Annotated in this window: 15 protein-coding genes; 8 read left to right on the top strand and 7 right to left on the bottom strand. The window is 65.4% G+C overall.

Annotated elements, in window-relative coordinates:
• Positions 1-13 precede the first annotated feature (13 nt).
• The 4 genes from RBA41_RS11600 to RBA41_RS11585 form a co-directional block, all read right to left on the bottom strand.
• Positions 14-466, bottom strand: coding sequence for a hypothetical protein (locus RBA41_RS11600; RefSeq protein WP_306623937.1), 453 nt, complete (start codon positions 464-466; stop codon positions 14-16).
• A gap of 28 nt (positions 467-494) precedes the next feature.
• Positions 495-1,994 (bottom strand): hypothetical protein, encoded by a 1,500-nt coding sequence (locus RBA41_RS11595; RefSeq protein ID WP_306623936.1) that lies wholly within the window; start codon positions 1,992-1,994, stop codon positions 495-497.
• On the bottom strand, positions 1,991-3,475 hold the full coding sequence (locus RBA41_RS11590) for a hypothetical protein (protein ID WP_306623934.1): 1,485 nt from the start codon (positions 3,473-3,475) through the stop codon (positions 1,991-1,993). Before RBA41_RS11590 ends, RBA41_RS11595 begins: the two co-directional genes overlap by 4 nt.
• Before the next feature lie 208 nt (positions 3,476-3,683).
• Positions 3,684-4,148 carry a cache domain-containing protein gene (locus RBA41_RS11585; RefSeq protein ID WP_306623932.1) on the bottom strand — a complete coding sequence of 155 codons (465 nt, stop codon included), beginning with the start codon at positions 4,146-4,148 and terminating at the stop codon, positions 3,684-3,686.
• A 200-nt stretch (positions 4,149-4,348) separates the two neighbouring features.
• Here RBA41_RS11585 and RBA41_RS11580 point away from each other — a divergent pair, with 200 nt between their 5' ends.
• Complete coding sequence (locus RBA41_RS11580; protein ID WP_306623930.1) at positions 4,349-5,413, top strand: M29 family metallopeptidase; 1,065 nt, start codon at positions 4,349-4,351, stop codon at positions 5,411-5,413.
• Between the two features lie 13 nt (positions 5,414-5,426).
• On the opposite strand, the gene RBA41_RS11575 is transcribed toward RBA41_RS11580, so the two are convergent.
• Positions 5,427-6,353 (bottom strand): LysR family transcriptional regulator, encoded by a 927-nt coding sequence (locus RBA41_RS11575; RefSeq protein WP_306623929.1) that lies wholly within the window; start codon positions 6,351-6,353, stop codon positions 5,427-5,429.
• A gap of 76 nt (positions 6,354-6,429) precedes the next feature.
• Between RBA41_RS11575 and RBA41_RS11570 the strand changes: the two genes are divergently transcribed.
• Together RBA41_RS11570 and RBA41_RS11565 are read left to right on the top strand one after the other, a co-directional pair.
• The gene (locus RBA41_RS11570; protein WP_306623927.1) at positions 6,430-7,302 is read left to right on the top strand and encodes a phytanoyl-CoA dioxygenase family protein; all 873 of its coding nucleotides are present in this window, start codon (positions 6,430-6,432) and stop codon (positions 7,300-7,302) included.
• Between the two features lie 3 nt (positions 7,303-7,305).
• Positions 7,306-8,124, top strand: a complete 819-nt coding sequence (locus tag RBA41_RS11565) for a sugar phosphate isomerase/epimerase family protein (RefSeq protein ID WP_306623925.1) — start codon at positions 7,306-7,308, stop codon at positions 8,122-8,124.
• An 11-nt stretch (positions 8,125-8,135) separates the two neighbouring features.
• On the opposite strand, the gene RBA41_RS11560 is transcribed toward RBA41_RS11565, so the two are convergent.
• Complete coding sequence (locus tag RBA41_RS11560; RefSeq protein ID WP_306623923.1) at positions 8,136-10,448, bottom strand: CHASE domain-containing protein; 2,313 nt, start codon at positions 10,446-10,448, stop codon at positions 8,136-8,138.
• 438 nt (positions 10,449-10,886) lie between these two features.
• Complete coding sequence (locus RBA41_RS11555) at positions 10,887-11,972, bottom strand: HD-GYP domain-containing protein (protein ID WP_306623921.1); 1,086 nt, start codon at positions 11,970-11,972, stop codon at positions 10,887-10,889.
• 179 nt (positions 11,973-12,151) lie between these two features.
• Between RBA41_RS11555 and RBA41_RS11550 the strand changes: the two genes are divergently transcribed.
• The 5 genes from RBA41_RS11550 to RBA41_RS11530 are packed head-to-tail and all read left to right on the top strand — an operon-like array spanning position 12,152 to position 20,198.
• On the top strand, positions 12,152-14,494 hold the full coding sequence (locus tag RBA41_RS11550; protein WP_306623919.1) for a M1 family metallopeptidase: 2,343 nt from the start codon (positions 12,152-12,154) through the stop codon (positions 14,492-14,494).
• 52 nt (positions 14,495-14,546) lie between these two features.
• On the top strand, positions 14,547-16,916 hold the full coding sequence (locus RBA41_RS11545; protein WP_306623917.1) for a M1 family metallopeptidase: 2,370 nt from the start codon (positions 14,547-14,549) through the stop codon (positions 16,914-16,916).
• Complete coding sequence (locus RBA41_RS11540; RefSeq protein ID WP_306623915.1) at positions 16,913-17,398, top strand: DUF6702 family protein; 486 nt, start codon at positions 16,913-16,915, stop codon at positions 17,396-17,398. Before RBA41_RS11545 ends, RBA41_RS11540 begins: the two co-directional genes overlap by 4 nt.
• A gap of 3 nt (positions 17,399-17,401) precedes the next feature.
• The gene (locus tag RBA41_RS11535; RefSeq protein WP_306623913.1) at positions 17,402-19,414 is read left to right on the top strand and encodes a TonB-dependent receptor; all 2,013 of its coding nucleotides are present in this window, start codon (positions 17,402-17,404) and stop codon (positions 19,412-19,414) included.
• A 46-nt stretch (positions 19,415-19,460) separates the two neighbouring features.
• Positions 19,461-20,198: a 2OG-Fe dioxygenase family protein gene (locus RBA41_RS11530; protein WP_306623911.1), complete on the top strand. Its 738-nt coding sequence runs from the start codon at positions 19,461-19,463 to the stop codon at positions 20,196-20,198.
• Positions 20,199-20,289: the final 91 nt, after the last annotated feature.

The following is a 20,289-nucleotide window of genomic DNA, read 5'->3' as shown; positions in this document are numbered from 1 at the left end:
TTCAGTTGTTGGGTCAGCGCCGGCCCACGAACAGGGCGGCGATGATGGCGATCAGGCCCACCAGCACCAGGGTCGCGGTAATGGCGATGGTCAGGAATTTGCCGGGGTTGATGACCGCCAGCACCCCCGCCGCGCTCACCAGCGACAGGCCGACGAACATCAGCCAGCCGGCGCTGCCGGCCGACGACGGCGCCACCCGCTTGACCACCAGGTGGTGCACATAGGCGTTACGCACGAAGAAAAAACCGATCAGCAGCACCAGGAACACGGCGCCGCCGATGGCCAGGTCGCGCGTGGAGGTATCGGTCACCGGCGCGCCATCCAGCGGGGCGATTTCGATCGGCAGGGGCGAGGTGCCGCCGTTCGCGCCGCCCTTGAACGGCCCGATGGGAGGCGCACTGGCCGCATTGGGCAGCCTGAAGCCGGGATCGGCGGGTGCGCTTGCGGGGTCCTTGGGATTTTGCATGAAAGTGGTCCTAATAATAATGGATGGATCAGCGGCCCAGCCGGACCTGCGCGCCTTCGCGCAGGTCGATCAGCTGGTGGCCGAACAGCGTGGTTTTCAGTTGCGCCACCTTGTTGCCCGCCTTGTCGTAGATCGGCTGGGTCGTGCCGGCGCGCGCGTGCATGGTACGCAGTTCATCCTCCACCGTCACGAACGCCTTGCGCGGGCGCGCCATGGCCAGCACCGCGGCAGCCGCCGCGCCCAGCAGCGCCAGCGCGGCGCCGATCAGCGCCACCAGCGGACCAAGGCCGTAATGCACCCGCACCTCGATCGGCAGCACGGCGGTGGAGCCGTCGATCTGCGCCGGCGGCGTGAAGATGTCGGGCAGCGGGTCGCCCGGGAACAGCGTGGCCATGCGCTGGCGGAAGGCGTGCGACAGTTCCAGGCGCTGGCCGCTCAGTTGCAGTTCGATCCGTCCCGGCACCACGTAGGCCGAACCGGCCGAGGTGACGGCCTGCATCGACCACTTGCCCGGCAGCTGGCCCACCGGCAGCTGCATGGTCGAGGCCAGCGGCGCGCTTTTGCCCGGCGCGAGCTTGCTGACCTGGGTGCCGGCCAGTTCGATGGGGTGGTTTTCCCCGCCCAGCACCGAGCGCGCACCGAGGGTGGCGCTGACGATGGTGTACGGGTACATGGTGTTCTCGAGGTTCCACTCGATCCTGGCGCTTGGCGTGCGCGCTTCGGCATCGACGTCGGCATGCAGCACGCCGTTCGGCGCCATCGAAAACGCCACCCCGGGCCCGTCGCTGACCTTGCGCGGCACCAGGCGCACGGTGTCGCGGTCGAGCGGCTTGAGGCGCGCGGCCGGCTCCGTGATGACCTGTTGCAGGCGGCCGGTGGCCAGCAGCGCATCGAGCTCGCGCGCGCCCTGCGCGCCCACCGCGAACACGTACACCATCAACCCGTTGGCGCGGTACTGCGCGCCCTGCACCGGCATCTGCAGCGGAAAGGCGAGCGCCTTGCTGATCGCGCCGCCGCGGTGAATCAGCTGGTAAAAGTCGCGGTTGCGCAGCGCCGTCGCCTGGTCGTTGTTCGGGCTGTTGCGGTTGTTCGTGAACAGCCACACCAGGCCCGGTTTTCCGCCCAGCGCCGTACCGATGGCCGAACCGACGGCTTCATTGAGGTCGGTGTCGGCCAGCGCCGTGCTGCCCGGTTTGCGCGCCACCTCCAGCGCGGCCAGCGCGCCGACCACCTGGCGCCGCGTGGGGACCGGGTCGACCTTGAGCGAGAGCAGCGCCCTGGGCGACGGCGCGCCCGGAACGCCCTGGTTGAACGCGGCCAGCACCATCGGCTCGCCCGGCCGGGTGGCGGCCATGACGATTTCGGCCACCAGCGGCTTGAAGGGCGACGCCGGATCGGTATAGAACGGCTCCATCCAGCCGGAGTTCTGGACCAGGAACACGTGCGAGCCGGCCAGCGCGGGCGCGCCGGCGCACAGCAGCGCGGCGCTGGCGGCGAAGCGCGCGGTGCGCGGCAGCCACCGGGTCACGACAGTGCGTCCAGATGCCAGCCGCGCACCTGGTTCCAGTCCGGATGGTGCAGCCACAGGCAGTTGTCGTACACGAAGGGCACGCACTCGAGCGGACGCGCCAGGCGCGCGATGTCGTCGAGGATCACATTGCGCTTGCCGATCCATTCGACCGTGGTGCGCGCGATGATGCGCCCGGCCAGCGCATCTTCGGCCATGCCGGTGTACTGGTGGAAGCGCAGCACCAGCCCACTTGGCTGGCTGCGGTTGTTATTGAAGCCGCGCAGCAGCGGCAGCACCATGGCGTCGTCGTCGTGCGGATCCTCGACGTGTTCCTGCCCCCACGGTTCGCCCACCACCGCATGGCCGCGCCGGAACAGCAGGCTGGCAAAGCCCAGGCGCGCACCGGACAGCGCTTCGAGCTGGCCGTCGGCCTTGCCCAGTTCGAGGAAGGAATAAGCCTGGCCATCATGGCCGATCAGCCACAGGCGGCCGTCGCGGCTTTGCGTGGGGCCGCCGAACTGCAGGCGCGGCGACCAGCCGGCCGGCCACGCGATCCATTGCGGTGGAGCGCCGGGCTGCCACACCATCTGGCCCTGGGCGTGCAGCCAGAACAGCTTGCCGTCGTAGCCGACCGGACGCTCCCAGTGGCCGGCCGGGGCGTCGCATTCGTAGACGACTTCGTTGCTCATGTCGCTGTGCGCGCTCCACAGGCGCACGCCGGCCTCGCCGTTGACCAGGCAAGCGACGTGGCGGCGCATGGCGCCGGGTGCGCTGGCAAGATGGCCGTCGAACACCGACTCGGTGCGCCAGGTTTCGCTGACCGGATCGATGAACAGGCGGCGCAGGCCGCGGTCGGTCGGCACCAGTCCCACTTCGCCGCGCAGCGGGTCAGGCGCCGGCAGCCAGGCGTAGGACGAGGCCGGAGCGCTGAAGGTCAGGTCGGACGAATTGTCTTCGGCCGCCATGACATGCCAGGCCGCGCCGAGCGGGTCCCAGTACTGCAGCACGTTGCGGGCATGGGCCAGCGCAATCAGGCGCTGCGCGGAAAAGCCGAAGGCGCCGGCCGCGAACACGCAGTGCGCATTGGGCGGGGCCGGCATGCTGCGGTCGGGGCGGCCGGGGGCCGGCGCGGCGGGACGTTCTTCGAGACTGTCGCCAAGCGCCAGCGCGGTCACGCTCAGGCCATGCGGCACATGGCGCGGCAGCAGACGGTCGGACCACGGTCCCCACCAGTCGGGCGGGGTCTTGCCGCGGCCGGCCAGCTTGTCGAGCGGCGCGCCGCAGGTGGGGCAAAACGCGAAACCTTCGGGATAGATGGGCGAGCAGCCGCACGACAGCGGCAGCGAGGCGCCGAGCAGGTGGGCGATATCGGGAAGCCGGCCGCGCGACTGGGCCTCGCGCTCGACGCGGCCAAGTCCTTCGCTCGACGCCAGTTCAAACTGCGCCGTATGTTCATCTTCCAGCCAGACGCTGCCGGGCGTTTCCCATCGGTGTACCATGTCGCTTGCCGCCATATATATGTATAAGAAGTCGCGGCCCGTCAAAGCGGGCCGTTGTTGCTCTTCAAATCATAGCGCAAACGGGTTGGCTACGCGGTTTATTTGCCGGGTACCGTTTCGCGGTATTTCAGGGGGCGGGACCGGATGCCTGGAGAGAAACCGCCATTGTCGGCAAGGACGGTTTTCAGGGGGGCAGCGCAATTTTGATCTATTTATAGGTGCCGACGCCGATCAGCACCTCGCCATTGCGCTCGATGTAGGTGTTTTTCTCTTCCATGGCCTTGGTGATCGAATTGGGCCACTTGTAGCCGAACCAGCCCGTGCCGGCGGGACTCTTGGCGATCTTGATGAATTCGCGGATCGGAAACACCTCGCCGGCCTTCAGGTCGATCAGGTTCTTGCCGACCATCTTGGCATTCTGGCCGTGCGCGAGCGCGGTACCGTCGAAGGTGAACATGAAGACGTACAGATCGCCCTTGATGAATTCGCCCTTGGGATCGTTGAAGGCGGCAATCGCTTTCTCGCGGCCGTTGTCGTTCAGGTAGGCGCTGGCTTTCTTGACCATGGCCACCGCCTCATCGGCGGTGCCGCGCCTGGCATCCTGCGCACTGGCGGCACCGGCGAGGGTGAAGGCAAAGACCGCGAACATCAGTTGCTTGAACAATGATTTCATCTGTATCTCCTGTGGTTGGTCAGATCGGGGGGCCCGGCTTTGCACCGTGTAGTTTTACCTGACGCTAACATATGCCCGTTGGGTCATCGAAATAAATTACACATAGCATTATTCCTTCGACAAGGAAGTGTGGCTACCAAGCAAAACCATGCCTGCGCGCCACGTATAATGGCGGTCATCCAAGACCCTCGCACCGCACCATGACCTCCCCTGACCTGACCGCCGCCCCCTGGGGCGACATTCCCGCGCACGCCGTCGATGCCGCCGCCGCCCACCTGCACGAGGTGCTCGCCACCGTGGTCGAACACGGCCCGGCCCAGCGTGCGCTGGTGGTGCACGACTGCCGCTCCGACCTGGCGCGCGCGCTGACCGAAGGCTATCGGCGCAATCTGCCCGATGCCGTCTTCATCGACTTCGATACCGTGGCCGCCGACGACGTGCTGGCCGCCTTCAAGGGCATGGCGGCGCACGACCTGGTGGTGCTGATCCAGTCGACCAACTTCCGGCTCGAAGCCTTCCGCATCCGGGTCGAGCTGTTCAAGCTGGGCCTGAAAGTGATCGAGCACGTGCACCTGTCGCGCATGCCGGGCGCGCAGGGCGAGCACTACATCGAATCGCTGGCCTACGACAGCGCCTACTACCGCGGCGTGGGCAAGGCGCTCAAGCGCCGCATCGATGCCGCATCGACCGGCGTGGTGCACAGCGGCGGCGAGACGCTGGTATTCGCCTCGCCGTTCGAGCCGGCCAAACTGAATGTGGGCGACTACAGCGGCATGAACAACGTCGGCGGCCAGTTCCCGATCGGCGAAGTGTTCACCGAAGCGCAGGACCTCGAAGCGGTCAACGGGCGCGTACGGGTGCACGTGTTCGGCGACACCTCGTACATGGTCAACCGCCCCGACACCCCGATCACGCTGGTGATCGAACGTGGCCGCGTGGTCGATACGGTCGACGCCACGCCCGAATTCGCGCGCCTGCTCGAGACCATCCGGCTTGAGGAAGGCGAAGTGTGGGTGCGCGAACTGGGTTTCGGCATGAACCGCGCCTTTACCCGCGAGCGCCGCGTCAACGACATCGGCACGTACGAGCGCATGTGCGGCATTCATCTGTCGCTGGGTGCCAAGCATGGCGTCTATCCCAAGCCGGGCTTCAAGCGCAAGGATGCGCGCTACCACGTCGACATCTTCGCCGTGACCGAAAGCGTGTACCTGGACGAGGAGCTGGTCTACCAGGACGGCGCCTGGCAGGTCGGCCCCGAGGCGTAACGCCGGGGCATGACTACAGAATGCCGGCGCGGGCCAGCGCCAGGTCCCACGGGGCCACGCGGTACTCCTCCACCAGGAAATCGACGAGCGCCCTGACCTTGGGCGAGAGCTGGCGGCTGGCCGGGTACAGGGCCGACAGGTCGTTCAGCGGCAGCTCCCAGTCCGGCAGCACCGGCAGCAGCGCGCCATCGATCAGCTTTTGCCACGCCAGGAAGGTCGTGTTGTAGACAATGCCCAGGCCGCGCTCGGCGGCCTGCTGCAGCACCAGTCCATTGTTAGCCGTGAAGCCGGCGTTCACGCGCACCGTGCGGCGCTCGCTCCCGCGCGTGAAGTGCCAGCTGGTGCCATCGGTCAGGTGGCTGAAGTGCAGGCACTGGTGATCGAGCAGTGCTTCCGGCGTTTGCGGCATGCCCCACCTGGCCACGTAATCCGGACTGGCGCACAGCACCCCGCGGCACGGCGCCAGGCGGCGCATGGCCAGCCCGCTGCTGTCCGGGATGCCGCCCACGCGGATGGTCAGGTCGAAGCCATGGCGGATCGGGTCGAGCAGCGCATCGTCGACGAACAGCGATGGCGTGAGCAGCGGATGGCGCAGGCTGAAACGCGCCACCGCATCGGCCAGCCACGCGCTGCCGAAACCGGACGGCGCCTGGATCCGCAGCGCCCCGGCCAGCTCGGCACCGGCCGGACTGATGGCGCGTGCCGCTTCGCGCGCCTGCTCCACCGTCGCCAGGCACGGCGCCAGATAGGCGTGGCCGGCGTCGGTCAGGCTCACTTCGCGGGTGGAACGGTGCAGCAGGCGCGCATCGAGCTTCGCCTCCAGCTGCATGATATGTTTGCTGACCATGGCGCGCGTGAGCCCCAGGCGGCGCCCGGCGGCCGAAAAGCTGCGCAGGCGCGCCACCTCGACAAAAATCTCCATTGCGCGCAGTTGATCCATGCGGCCGATTGTCAACCGGATGGCGACAATCTGTCAACCGATCCGCCAATTGCGGGGTTGCGGAGCCAACCCTACAATGGCAGCTTCCATCATGGCAGGAGCCACCTTCATGCTCAGCACCGAACAACGCGACCAGTTCCAGCGCGACGGCTACCTTGTCGTCCCCGGCTTCAAGACAATGGACGAGATTACCAGGCTGCGTCAGCGCGCCGGCGAGATTGTCAACGAATTCGATCCAGGCCAGGGCCGCTCGATCTTCACCACGCGCGACCAGACCACCGCCACGGACGAGTATTTCCTGCGCTCGGACAACACCATCCGCTGCTTTTTTGAAGAAGAAGCATTCGGTGCGGACGGCCAGCTGCGCCAGGAAAAGGCCCTGTCGATCAACAAGATCGGCCACGCGCTGCACGACCTCGACCCGGTGTTCGCCGCCTTTTCGCGCGATGCGAAGCTGGCCGCGGTGGCGCGCGACCTGGGACTGAGCGATCCCAAGGTGTGGCAATCGATGTACATCTTCAAGCAGCCCGGCATCGGCGGCGAAGTACGCTGGCACCAGGATGCGACCTTTTTCGAGACCACGCCGATCAGCGTGACCACCTTCTGGTTCGCGCTGGAAGACGCCACCATCGAAAACGGCTGCCTGTGGGTCGAACCGGGCGGCCACCGCGGCCCGCTGCGCGAGCGCTTCGTGCGCCATGGCGACGCCATCAAGATGGAAACGCTCGACACCATGCCGTGGCCGGACGACAGCACCGCCGTGCCGCTCGAAGCGAAAGCCGGCAGCCTGGTATGTTTTCACGGGCTGCTGCCGCACTACAGCGCCCCGAACCGTTCGCCCGTATCGCGCCATGCGTACACCCTGCATGCGACCGATGGCGCAACCGTCTACTCGCCGCAGAACTGGATCCAGCGCGACGCCAGCTTTCCGGTGCGAGGCTTCGACTAGTTCATGGATATCCGCATCTTCGCCCCGCACTGGGGCAGCAACGACCTGGCCCCGGGCGTATTCATCGAGCGCGTGAAGGCGGCCGGTTTCGACGGCATTGAAATGTCCTTGCCACTCGACGCCGCCCAGCGCGACGACTGGCGCGCGCGCATCGCCGACGCCGGCCTGCTGCTCATCGCGCAGCAGTGGGAAACCGTGTTCCACCCGGAGTTCGACGCGCACCGCGATGCACTGGCGACCTACCTGGCCAATGCCTGCGCCGCGCGTCCGCTGTTCGTCAACACGCACACGGGCAAGGACTTTTATACGCATGAACAAAACCTGGAGCTGATCGCGCTGACCGGCCGAATCGCGCGCGAGCATGGCGTGCCGATCGTGCACGAGATCCACCGCAGCCGCTTTTCCGGCCATCCGATGCTGCTGCTGCCGTATCTGCGTGAGCTGCCCGACCTTGAACTGACGGCCGACCTGTCGCACTGGTGCTGCGCGTGCGAATCGCTGCTGGACGACCAGCCGGCCACGCTGGCGGCGACACTGCCGCATGTGCGCCACATCCACGCGCGCGTCGGCCATGCGCAAGGGCCGCAAGTGAGCGACTTCCGCGCACCGCAGTTCGCCGCCGAGCTGGCGCGTCATCTTCAATGGTGGGACCGCATCGTCGCACTGCGCCGCGCCGCCGGCGCCACACTGATGACGATCACGCCCGAATTCGGGCCGGTGCCCTACACCCAGAGCATGCCGTTCAGCGGCGAGCCGCTCTCGGATGCGTGGGACCTGAACGTGGCGATGCTGCGCCTGCTCAGGGAACGCTACGCCGCCTGAACCGGGCAGCTTTACATCAGCAGCATGTTGACGTCGGCCGCCTCGCTCTCGCGGTTGGGCGCCTTGCGCGGAATGCGGACCGTCACGCTGGTGCCGTGCTCGGGCGACGATTCGATCTCGATGCTCCCGCCCAGCATGCCGGTAACGATGTTGTACACGATGTTCATCCCCAGTCCCGAGCCGCCCTGCCCCATCTTGGTCGTGAAAAACGGATCGAACACCTGGTGCAGGATCTTGGGTGGCATGCCCACGCCATCGTCGCTGAAAATGAGCAACAGCTGGTCGTCCTCGATCTCGCGCGCGGTGATCGTAATGAGCGCGCTCGGGCGCCCCTCGAACGCGTGCAGCAGCGCGTTGTTGATCAGGTTCGACAGCACCTGCCCCACGCTGCCCGGATAGGAATCGAGCAGCAGGCTGGCCGGGCCGTCCATGCGCGTTTCGCAATTGGCGCGGCGCAGCTGCGCCGCGTACGTCGCCAGCGTATCGCGCACCAGATCGCACAGGTCGAAGCGGCGCCGCTGGTCGCTGGTCTGGTCCACCGCGACCTGCTTGAACGACGTAATCAGGTCGCCCGCGCGGCGCAGCGAACTGGCCATGATGTCGCACGCCAGGCGCGTATCGGCCATGTGCGCTTCCAGCGCCGAGCGCTTGATGCCGCCGCCCGCGTACTTGCGCTCGAAGTCGGCCACCATGTCGGCCAGCGCGGTGGCGGTCAGCAGGCTGTTGCCGATCGGGGTATTGAGTTCGTGCGCGATGCCCGCCACGAGCGAGCCGAGGGACGCCATTTTCTCCGACGTGATCAGATTGGTCTGGGCCTGCTTGAGCGTGGCCAGCACCGCTGACAAGTCGCGGTGCGCGGTTTCCACGTTGGCCTTCTGCTGTTCGAGTTCGGCCAGGCTGTGCTCCAGGCCATCCTTGGCGTGGACCAGGGCCGCCTCGGTGTGTTTGCGGTCGCTGATATTCTGGATCACCCACACGCCGCCCTTGGTCAGGTCCGATGCGTCGAGCGCCTTGCCGTTGATCAGGCACCAGATCGTGCTGCCATCCTTGCGCAGCAGTTTAAGCTCGCCCTGCCAGCGCCGCGTCTGCGGATCGACCGCGAACGGATCGGCCGCGCCGGCCGCCGCGGGGCGCGACAGCACCTGCGTCTCCTTGCCCGCCAGTTCGCCGGGCGCGTAGCCCATCATCTCCTCCATGCCGCGGTTGCAGCGCATGATCACGCCGTGCGAAAACAGCGCGATGCCGACGCTGGCGCTGTCCTGGAAGGCGCGCTGCTCGTCGAGCGTCACGCGCAGCTGCTGCGCCAGGATGCGGCTGCGGCGCGAAGCGATCATCAGCGCCGCGATCAGGGTGCTGATCACCAGGCCGCCCGCGGCGATGACCATCACCGGCCGTGCATCGCGGCTGTAACGGCTGCCGCTCAGCGCGTCGAAGCGGATCACCCACTGGCGCTGGGCCACGTTCAGGCGCGCCTCGGTCTGGAAACCCGGCAGCGGAGCCGCCCCCGTGCCGCTGGTATCGAACATCACGTTCGATGCGGCGTAGGGGGCGTTGGCGCCGTCCGACACATTGCCGGCGTCGTGGATGCGAAACGCCATCTGGTTCAGGAGCGACGGATCGATCACCTCGTGCATCAGGTTCTTCACGCGGAACACGATCGCCACCAGGCCCACCAGCGCGGCGCGCCGTTCGGCCACGGTCGTCAGGGGCATGTTCTGGCGGTACACCGGCGCGCGCGCCACGAAGCCGGGCTGGCCGGTGTCGTCCTGGACCAGGATGATGCGCTCGGTGGCGACGATCTCGCCGCTGTCGCGCCCCGATTCGACTGCCGCCCGGTGCGGCGGCAACGCGGCCAGATCGAGGCCGAAGGCATTCTCGTTGCCCTTGAGCGGCTCGGTGTATTCGATGATGAAGTGGTCGGCGCGCGCCACCTTCGGATGCACAATGAACGCCGGATAGCCGACCGGAGAAAGGCGCGTATCGTTGTGCACGGCCTCGGCGAAACGGGCCAGGTCGGCGGCCGGCACGTGGCGGACGAACTGGATGGCCTGGAAGCCCGGATAGCGCTTGGTCAGATTGAGCTCGCGCACGAAGCGGGCGAACTGCTCGCGGTCGACCTTTTCGTTGACGGCGAAGGCGCCCTTAATACTGAGCAGCATGTCGAAATAGGTTTGCAGGCGCACATTGGTGTCGCTGGCGACCTTGTCGGCGTCGCGCTGGAAGATGGCCGCAATGCGCGCCTGCTGCGCATCGAGCACGGCAACGCAGGTCCACATGGTCAGACAAATACCGACTACGAAGGCCAGGTATCCTTGAGTCCGCATCGGTTCGCTCCACGTTGTACCGAAGGCCGGGCGCGGCCCGGGTATGCGAATTGACTATAGCATATTGGCATGCGGAAATCGCACAACTGGCGCGGCCCAACAACACTTCCAGCCTGCCACAACCTCCTACAACACCCCTCAAACCGCCTACAACCGGGGTCAGAGCTCTTACAACCGGGGTCAGACCTCTACAACCGGGGTCAGACCTCTGACTCGAAACATTGCACTAGGGCATCTGGTTACTAAACCGGAAAACCGGGTCAAACCCCGGTTTTGACAACGAAACGTGGGCAGCACGCGCAAACCGCCTCGAATTCACTCACGTTTTCACCTGACGCCCCTGAATTTCGGTCTCGCGAGCAACAAAAAAGTTTCGAATCAGAGGTCTGACCCCGGTTAAGCAACAAAAAGGTTTCGAGTCAGAGCTCTGACCCCGGTTCAGGGGGGAGGAAACTCGGCGGCGATGGCTTTGAAGCGCTCTTCGATGGCCAGCATCGCGTCGACCACGTCGGGATCGAAGTGCTCGCCGCGGCCCTGGCGGATCAGCTCGACCGCGGTTTCGTGCGTGAACGCGGGCCGGTAGGCGCGCGCGGTGATCAGCGCGTCGTACACGTCGGCCACCGCCATCAGCCGCGCCGACAGCGGAATCGCGTCCCCCGCCAGCCCTTCCGGGTAGCCCGAACCGTCCCACTTTTCCTGATGCGAATAGGCGATCTCGCGCGCGTAACGCAGAAAGCCATTGCTGCCGCCGAGCGTGCGCTCCACGCCGGCGATCGCATCGCGCCCATACACGGTGTGCAGTTTCATCAGCTCGAATTCACTGTCGCTTAACTTGCCCGGCTTGAGCAGCACCGCATCCGGCACGCCCACCTTGCCGATGTCGTGCAGCGGCGCTGCCTTGTGCAGCAGCGCGATATTTTCGTTGGTCAGTTCGGCCGTGCAGGCCGGCACAAAACGCAGCTCGCGCGCCAGCGCCATCACGTAATGCTGCGTGCGCAGAAGATGCTGGCCCACGCCAGGATCGCGCGACTCGGCCAGCACCGCCATCGCCAGCACCGTGGCATCCTGCATCAAGCCGGCGTCGCGCGCGCGCTCGGCCACCAGGTGCTCGAAGTGGCGGTGCTGGTCCTTGAGCATGGCGTCCGCCGCGCGCAGGCGCAACTGCGTGGCCACCCGCGCCAGCAGCGCCCCCGCCGTGAACGGCAGCTGCACGACATCGGCCACGCCGTCGCGCCACGCGCGCTCTTCCAGCTGCGCGCCACCTTCGGGAACGAGCATGATCACCGGCGTCTCGGCACTGAGGACCTGGCACTTCAAGCCTTGAAACACGCGCATGCTGTCGGCGTCCGCCAGCGCGCCACCAAGCACGATCAGGTCCGGCCGCGGCGCCTGCTGGGCGATGCGCAGCGCGTCCTCGCCGCTGCGCGCCAGGCGCACGTGGTAGCGTTCCTGCAGCAGCTCTTCCATCAGCACAAGGTTGTCGGATACGCCATCGACAATCAGGATGCTCGCCTTGAAGTTCATTTCCATTCCGCCTCGCCCCCCCGCGCATAAGCCGCAACCATCGGCCGCAAAAATCGGCCTCAACAATCATAGCGCGCACCTGCGTGTATGTTTCAGGTTTTTTACAATTCCCTGAAACAATTGACTAATCGGTACGTTTAGAATACTTCCTCTTTTTCACGAGAAAAGTCAGAGACAACATGATCCGTATCCCGGTGAGCCTAGCAGCCTTGTTCTTCGTGTCGGGCATCGCCTCGGCCGCCGAACCGTTCGACGACAAGTTCCGCCAGCTTGAGGAAGTGCTGCCGACGCCGAACACGATCCGCAACGCGGCCGGCGCTCCCGGGCACGCCTACTGGCAGCAGCGCGCCGACTACACGATCCGCGCGCGCCTCGATGAAAACAAGCGCACCATCAGCGCGACCGAAACGGTCACGTACCACAACAACTCGCCCGACACCCTGTCCTACCTGTGGGTGCAGCTGGACCAGAATATCTTCAAGCCCGATTCGGACGCGCGCATGTCGGCCACGGTAGCCTCGCGCGACGCCTGGGCCAAGGCGCGCAGCGACGAAGACGGCATGCGCTTCGATGGCATGCGCTCGCTGTTGGAGAACCCCGGCTTCGAGGGCGGCTTCGCCATCGGCGCGGTCAGGGGCGCGGACGGCAAGCCGCTGCGCTACACGATCAACAAGACCATGATGCGGATCGACCTGCCGCAGCCGATGAAGCCGGGCGCGCGCCTGTCGTTCAACATCGACTTCAGCTTCAACATCAACGACGCCAAGATCCAGGGCGGACGCACCGGCTACGAAAAATTCGACGACAAGAACGACCTGTTCGAGATCGCCCACTGGTTCCCGCGGATGGCGGCCTATTACGACGTGTATGGCTGGCAGCACAAGCAGTTCCTCGGCGCCGGCGAGTTTACGCTCGAATTCGGCGACTACGACGTGCAGCTGACCGTCCCGGCCGACCATATCGTGGCCAGCACGGGCGAGCTGCAAAACCCGGGCGAGGTGCTGACGGCGACCCAGCGCGAGCGCCTGAAAAAGGCCCGCACCAGCAGCAAGCCGGTGATCATCGTCACCCAGCAGGAAGCCGAGGCGGCCGAGAAGTCGCGCGCCAGCGGCACCCGCACCTGGCACTACAAGGCGAAGAACGTGCGCGATTTCGCGTTCGCCAGCAGCCGCAAGTTCATCTGGGACGCGCAGGGCTACAAGAAGGGCGGCACCGACACGATGGCCATGTCGTACTACCCGAAAGAGGGCAATCCGCTGTGGGAAAAGTATTCGACCCAGGCGATCGTCCACACCATCGAACAGTACAACAAGTATTCGCTGGACTATCCGTATCCGGCGGCGATCTCGGTCAATGGCCCGATCGGGGGCATGGAGTATCCGATGATTTCGTTTAACGGTCCGCGTCCGGTCAAGGACAAGAAGACCGGTGAACTGACCTACTCGAAACGCACCAAGTATGGCCTGATCGGCGTGATCATCCACGAAGTGGGACACAACTACTTCCCGATGATCGTCAACTCCGACGAGCGCCAGTGGACCTGGATGGACGAGGGCCTGAACACCTTCGTCCAGGGCCTGGCGCAGAACGCGTGGGAGGAAAACTATCCGAAGTCGCGCGGCGAAGCGCGCACCATCGTCGACTACATGCGCAGCCGCGACCAGGTACCGATCATGACCAACTCCGAGTCGCTGCTGCAGTTCGGGAACAACGCCTACGCCAAGCCGGCGGCGGCGCTGAACGTGCTGCGCGAAACGGTGCTGGGCCGCGAGCTGTTCGATTTCGCCTTCCGCGAGTATGCGCAGCGCTGGAAGTTCAAGCGCCCGACACCGTCGGATTTTTTCCGCACCATGGAAGACGCTTCGGGCACGGACCTGGACTGGTTCTGGCGCGGCTGGTTCTACACCACCGATGCGGTCGACGTCAGCGTTGACGGCATCACCGAATACGGCGTGAGCACCAAGAATCCGGAGATCGAAAAGGCCTGGAAAAAGGCGCAGAGGGATGCCGAGCCGGTGTCGGTGACGGCCCAGCGCGACAAGGGAACGCCGCGCCGCGTCGATGCGCACCCGGAACTGAAGGACTTCTACAACGAGCATGACGACTTCACGGTGACCAACAAGGACCGCAACAAGTACAGCGAGTCCATCGAAGGCCTGGAAGACTGGGAGAAAGCGCTGCTCGCCAAAGGCAAGCATCTGTACCTGGTCGACTTTTCCAACCTGGGCGGGCTGGTGACGCCGCTGGTGCTGGAAATTGAACTCAAGTCCGGCAAAAAGTACATCGAGCGCATTCCCGCCGAAGTGTGGCGCTATTCGTCGAAGAAGATCACGAAGCTGATCGTCACCGATGAACCGATGGTGAGCCTGAACCAGGACCCGTACTGGGAAACGGCCGATATCGACAACAGCAATAACGCCTGGCCGCGCAAGATCACGCCATCGCGCCTGGAGCTGTTCAAGACCGACCGCTTCAAGGACGACATGATGAAGGACTTCAACACGCCGTTGAAAACCAGGTAGCACCGGGCGGCACGATCGCGTGCCCGCCTTCTTCGCACTGAATGACCGCACAATGATCATCAAACACCTTTCCCTGGCCCTGGCCGCCTGCCTCGCCTGTTCGATCGCTGCGGCCCAGCCTTTTGACGACAAGTTCCGCCAGCTCGACGAGCTGCTGCCCACGCCGGGCATCACGCGCACCGCGTCGGGCGCGCCCGGCCACGCCTACTGGCAGCAGCGCGCCGACTACAAGCTGCGCGCCACGCTGGACGAAGCGAAGCGCCGCATCGACGGCGCAGGCACGGTCACGTACCACAACAATTCGCCGGACACGCTGTCCTACCTGTGGGTGCAGCTGGACCAGAACATGTTTCGCGCCGATTCGGACAACCGCGCCATCGCTACCGTGCCGTCGCGCGAGGCGTGGGCCAAGGCGACCGAGGCGGACGGCATGAAGTTCGAGGCGATGCGCTTCATCGTCGAGAGCCGCGCTTTCGACGGCGGCTTCAATATCACCGGCCTGACCGATGCCGGCGGCCAGCCGCTCAAGTACACGATCAACAAGACCATGATGCGGATCGACCTGCCGCAGCCGATGAAGCCGGGCTCGCGCTTTTCGTTCAGGATGGCGTGGAATTTCAATATCCCCGAAATGAATGTGCTGGGGCGCCGCTCCGGCTACGAAAAATTCGAGGAAGACAAGAACGACCTGTTCGAGGTCGCGCAGTGGTACCCGCGCATGGCGGCCTACTACGACGCCGCCGGGTGGCAGAACAAGCAGTACCTCGGCGACGGGGAATTCACGCTCGAATTCGGCGACTACGACATCGCACTGACCGTCCCGGCCGACCATATCGTGGCCAGCACGGGCGAGCTGCAAAATCCGGGCGAGGTGCTGAGCGCGGCCCAGCGCGAGCGCCTCAAGCAAGCCCGCACCAGCGGCAAACCTGTCATCATCGTCACCCAGAAGGAAGCGGAAGCAGCCGAAAAGACGCGCAGCAGCGCCAGCAAGACCTGGCACTACAAGGCGAACAACGTGCGCGATTTCGCCTTTGCCAGCAGCCGCAAGTTCATCTGGGATGCGCAGGGCTACAAGAAGGGCGGCACCGACGTGATGGCGATGTCTTACTATCCCAAGGAAGGCAATCCGCTGTGGGAGCGCTATTCGACCCAGGCCATCGTCCACACCATCGAGCAGTACAACAAGTACGCCTTCGATTATCCGTATCCGATCGCCATTTCGGTCAACGGCCCGGTGGGCGGCATGGAATATCCGATGATATCGTTTAACGGTCCGCGTCCGGTCAAGGACAAGAAGACCGGTGAACTGACCTACTCCAGGCGCACCAAGTATGGCCTGATCGGCGTGATCATTCACGAAGTGGGCCACAACTACTTCCCGATGATCGTCAACTCCGACGAGCGCCAGTGGACCTGGATGGATGAGGGCCTGAACAGCTTCCTGGAGTACCTGTCCGAACGCGCCTGGGAAGAAGACTTCCCCGACACGCGCGGCGATCCGCGCGCCATCGTCGACTACATGCGCAGCAAGAAGCAGGTGCCGGTGATGACCAACTCGGAATCGGTTCTCCAGCGCGGCAACAACGCCTACGCCAAGCCGGCCACCGCGCTGATCGTGCTGCGCGAGACGGTGCTCGGGCGCGAGCTGTTCGACTTCGCCTTCCGCGAGTACGCGCAGCGCTGGAAGTTCAAGCGCCCTACCCCGGCCGACTTTTTCCGCACCATGGAAGATGCTTCCGGCACGGACCTCGACTGGTTCTGGCGCGGCTGGTTCTACACCACCGACGCGGTCGACGTGAGCGTGGACGGCATCACCGAATACGGCGTGAGCACCAGGAATCCGGAAATCGAGAAAGCCTGGAAAAAGGCGCGGAAAGATGCCGAGCCGGTGTCGGTGACGAGCCAGCGCGACAAGGGTACGCCGCGCCGCATCGATGCGCATCCGGAGCTCAAGGACTTCTACAACGAACATGACGACTTCACCGTCACCAACAAGGACCGCAACAAGTACAGCGAGTCCATCGAGGGCCTGGAAGACTGGGAAAAGGCGCTGCTCGCGCAGGGCAAGCATTTGTACCTGGTCGACTTTTCGAATCTGGGCGGGCTGGTGACGCCGCTGGTGCTCGACATCGAACTCAAGTCCGGCAAAAAATACATCGAGCGCATTCCGGCCGAAGTGTGGCGCTACTCGTCGAAGAAAATCACGAAGCTGATCGTCACCGACGAACCGATGGTGGGCCTGACCCAGGATCCGTACTGGGAAACCGCCGACACGGACGTGAGCAACAACGCCTGGCCGCGCAAGATCACGCCATCGCGCCTGGAGCTGTTCAAGACCGACCGCACCAAGGATGACCTGATGAAGGACTTCAACACACCGCTGAAACGCAAGGACGCCAAGGATAAAAAGGCGGCCCAATGATGCGGCGCCTGGTGCTCGGCGCGCTGCTGGCCTGCGCCTGCCTGGGTGCGCAGGCGCACCGCTTCCACGCGGGGATCACCGACATCTCGTTCAATCCGGGCACCGGCAGCATTGAAGTGGTGCACACCTACATGGCGCACGATATCGAGGCGCTGCTGGCCAATCTGTACCAGCGCCAGTTCGACCTCTCCGACCCCCAGGACGAAGCGGTGCTGCGCAAGTACGTCGACAAGCAGTTCTACCTGCTGGGCGCCGATAAATCGCGCCTGCCGCTGCGCTGGGTCGGCGTGACCGCCAATGTGGAGAGCGTGGTCATCTATCAGGAAATTGAAAAGACGCCGCTGGCCAGCGCCGTGCGCGTGCACGATGAAGTCCTGTCCGACTTTTTGCCCGATCAGGTCAACACCGTCAACGTCAATCATGGCGGCAAAATCGGCACCCTCATCTTTGATCGCAGCAAAACAGAACAGCTGCTTCCCTGACTCATGCACCACACCTGTCGCCTCACCCCTCTCGCCTTGTCGCTGATGCTGTGCCACCTGCCGGCGCGCGCCGACGACCTGGTGTTGCAGCGTGTTTTAATCGACGGCTCGCGCGCCAGCCAGCTGGGCATCGCCGATTCGGCCAATGCGGGCAGCGTCAATCAGAAGCAGCTGGAAATGCGCACCGTGTACCGCCCGGGCGAGCTGCTCGAAGCGGCGCCCGGGCTGGTCGCCACCCAGCACAGCGGCGAGGGCAAGGCCAACCAGTTCTTCCTGCGCGGTTTCAACCTCGATCACGGCACCGACCTGCGCACGACCGTCGACGACATGCCGGTCAACCAGCGCAGCCACGCCCATGGCCAGGGCTGGACCGACCTCAATTTCCTGATTCCCGAACTGGCGGCGCGCCTGGACTACCGCAAAGGCCCATACTCGGCGCGCGACGGCGACTTTGCCTCGGCCGGCGCCGCGGCCATCACCTACGCCAACCGGCTGGCGCAATCGACCGCCAGCGCCAGCATCGGCCAGAACGGCTTTGCCCGCACGCTGCTGGCCGGCTCGCCCGACGCGCTCGCCGGCAACCTGCTGTACGCGCTGGAAGTGCTGCATAACGACGGCCCGTTCGCCCGTCCGGACAACTACCGCAAGGTCAACGCCGTGCTGCGCTACAGCCAGGGCTACGCCAACAACGGTTTCAGCATCAGCGCCATGGCGTACCGCGCCGGCTGGAACGCGACCGACCAGATTGCCCAGCGCGCCGTCGATAACGGCACGCTGGGCCGCTTCGACGCCATCGACGACAGCGACGGCGGCCAGGCGCGCCGCTACAGCGTGTCCGGCGTGTGGCGCCGCACCGGAGCCGCCGAAGCGTCGAAGGTCAATGCCTACGTCATCCGCAATCAGCTCGACCTGTACTCGAACTTCACCTACTTCCTCAACGATCCGGTCAACGGCGACCAGTTCAGCCAGCCGGACCGGCGCGTGACCAGCGGCGTCGACGCCACCCACACCTGGCATGGCCACGGCACCGGGATCAATGCCGACCTGACCATCGGCCTGCAGCTCCAGAACGACAACATCTTCAACGGCTTGTACAACACGCGCCGGCGCGAGCGCCTCTCGACGACGCGCGAAGACCATGTGGTGGAATCGAGTCTTGGCCTGTTCGCCGAACACCAGGTGCGCTGGAGCGACAAGCTGCGCAGCGTGGCCGGCGTGCGCGCCGACACCTACCGCTTTTCCGCGCGCGACGCCCTCGGCTCCGCGCGCTCGCGCGACCGCCAGCTCAGTCCATCGCTGAACCTGATCTTCGGACCATGGGCGCAAACCGAGTGGTATCTCAATGCCGGCAATGGCTTTCACAGTAACGATGCGCGCGGCACGGTGGACCGGGCCGCCCCGGCGCCGGGCCTGGCGCGCACGCGTGGGCTGGAGGCAGGCGTACGCAGCGAACTGCTGCCCAAACTGCAAAGCGCACTGTCGCTGTACCGTCTCGACATCGACTCGGAACTGGTGTTCGTCGGCGACGCCGGCAACACCGAAGCCGGCCCCGCAAGCCGCCGCACCGGCATCGAGCTGTCGAACTACTACAAGCCGTTCAAATGGCTCTCGCTCGACCTCGACCTGGCGTTCGCCAAGGCCCGCGCGCGCGGCGTGGCCACGGGCGGGGACCGCATCGCCGGCGCGGTCGAGGGCGTGGGCCAGTTCGCGCTGACGGCCGAGCGTGGCCCCTGGTCCGGCGCGCTGCGCCTGCGCTACGTGGGCGCGCGCCCGCTCATCGAAGACAACAGCGTGCGCGCGCCGGGCAGCACCACGATGAATGGCCGCATCGGCTACCGCTTTGCGGGCGGCGTGCTGCTCGAGATCGAAGGCTTCAACCTGACCAACCGGCGCAATGCGGCCATCGCCTATTATTATGAATCGCGCCTGCAAAACGAAAGCGAAGCGCGCCAGGACGTGCACTTCCACCCCGCCGAATCGCGCTCGCTGCGGCTGACCCTCGTGAAGAAGTGGTGAGGGGCCGCCCCTGACGGCCTGCGGCAAAAAATGCTACGCTATCGGGATGACAACACACGCGCCACCTTTTACCGATATCGCCCAGCTCACCAGCGCGCTGCGCGGCAGCGGCTACGCCCTGCTGCGCCCCGCCGACGTGGCCACCCTGGCCGGCTGCAGCCTCGATGAACTCAACACCCTGGTCTCCAGCTGGGACCAGCTCGCGCCCGACAACTACCTCAAGGACGGCGGCAATTACCGGCGCCGGCGCCACTCCTGCTTCATCCAGGATGGCGCCACGCTGGCCCAGACCGCGCACCGCGCGCACTGGCAGCCGGTCGAATACAACGCGCTGCACGGCGGCATGCACCGCCTGTTCGAGCCGGTCGACCCGGCCACGGTGGCGCTGCCCGCGTGGGGCAAGCTGCTGCGCGCACTGGGCGACGCCTGCTCGCGCGTGCGTGCGGGCCATCCCTGGTACGTGGAAGCGCATCAGTTCCGCATCGATACGCTCGAAGGCATCGGCCGCCCTACCCCGGAAGGCGCGCACCGCGACGGCGTCGATTTCGTCGCCGTGCTGCTGGTCGGGCGCAGCCATATCAAAGGTGGCGAAACGCGCATTTTCGAGGCCGCGGGCCCGGACGGCAAGCGCTTCACCATGCTCGAACCGTGGACCCTGATCCTGCTCGACGACGCCACCGTCATTCACGAATCGACCCCGATCCAGCCCGACGGCGAGAACGGCCACCGCGACACCCTGGTGCTGACCTGGCGCACGGGAGGCTTCCAGGGCGACACGGAGTAAAAAACAGTGACATGATCGAGGCTGTAAATTTACCATGTGGCGCGACAAATCCGATATAGTCGTGTGAACGCAGCCGCCGTGCAAGGAGCCA

Source organism: Massilia scottii (assembly GCF_030846495.1).
In the GTDB taxonomy this organism is placed as follows: Bacteria; Pseudomonadota; Gammaproteobacteria; order Burkholderiales; family Burkholderiaceae_D; genus Telluria_A; species Telluria_A violaceinigra.
The sequence above is the reverse complement of the archived record's forward strand: the minus strand, read 5'-3'. Positions and strand labels throughout refer to the sequence as shown.

Coding starts and splice junctions, on each gene's coding strand:
- RBA41_RS11555 (WP_306623921.1), bottom strand. CDS start 11,972: ATGAACTTCAAGGCGAGCATCCTGATTGTCGATGGCGTATCCGACAAC.
- RBA41_RS11575 (WP_306623929.1), bottom strand. CDS start 6,353: ATGGATCAACTGCGCGCAATGGAGATTTTTGTCGAGGTGGCGCGCCTG.
- RBA41_RS11550 (WP_306623919.1), top strand. CDS start 12,152: ATGATCCGTATCCCGGTGAGCCTAGCAGCCTTGTTCTTCGTGTCGGGC.
- RBA41_RS11535 (WP_306623913.1), top strand. CDS start 17,402: ATGCACCACACCTGTCGCCTCACCCCTCTCGCCTTGTCGCTGATGCTG.
- RBA41_RS11530 (WP_306623911.1), top strand. CDS start 19,461: ATGACAACACACGCGCCACCTTTTACCGATATCGCCCAGCTCACCAGC.
- RBA41_RS11570 (WP_306623927.1), top strand. CDS start 6,430: ATGGCAGCTTCCATCATGGCAGGAGCCACCTTCATGCTCAGCACCGAA.
- RBA41_RS11545 (WP_306623917.1), top strand. CDS start 14,547: ATGATCATCAAACACCTTTCCCTGGCCCTGGCCGCCTGCCTCGCCTGT.
- RBA41_RS11560 (WP_306623923.1), bottom strand. CDS start 10,448: ATGCGGACTCAAGGATACCTGGCCTTCGTAGTCGGTATTTGTCTGACC.
- RBA41_RS11590 (WP_306623934.1), bottom strand. CDS start 3,475: ATGGTACACCGATGGGAAACGCCCGGCAGCGTCTGGCTGGAAGATGAA.
- RBA41_RS11565 (WP_306623925.1), top strand. CDS start 7,306: ATGGATATCCGCATCTTCGCCCCGCACTGGGGCAGCAACGACCTGGCC.
- RBA41_RS11580 (WP_306623930.1), top strand. CDS start 4,349: ATGACCTCCCCTGACCTGACCGCCGCCCCCTGGGGCGACATTCCCGCG.
- RBA41_RS11600 (WP_306623937.1), bottom strand. CDS start 466: ATGCAAAATCCCAAGGACCCCGCAAGCGCACCCGCCGATCCCGGCTTC.
- RBA41_RS11540 (WP_306623915.1), top strand. CDS start 16,913: ATGATGCGGCGCCTGGTGCTCGGCGCGCTGCTGGCCTGCGCCTGCCTG.
- RBA41_RS11585 (WP_306623932.1), bottom strand. CDS start 4,148: ATGAAATCATTGTTCAAGCAACTGATGTTCGCGGTCTTTGCCTTCACC.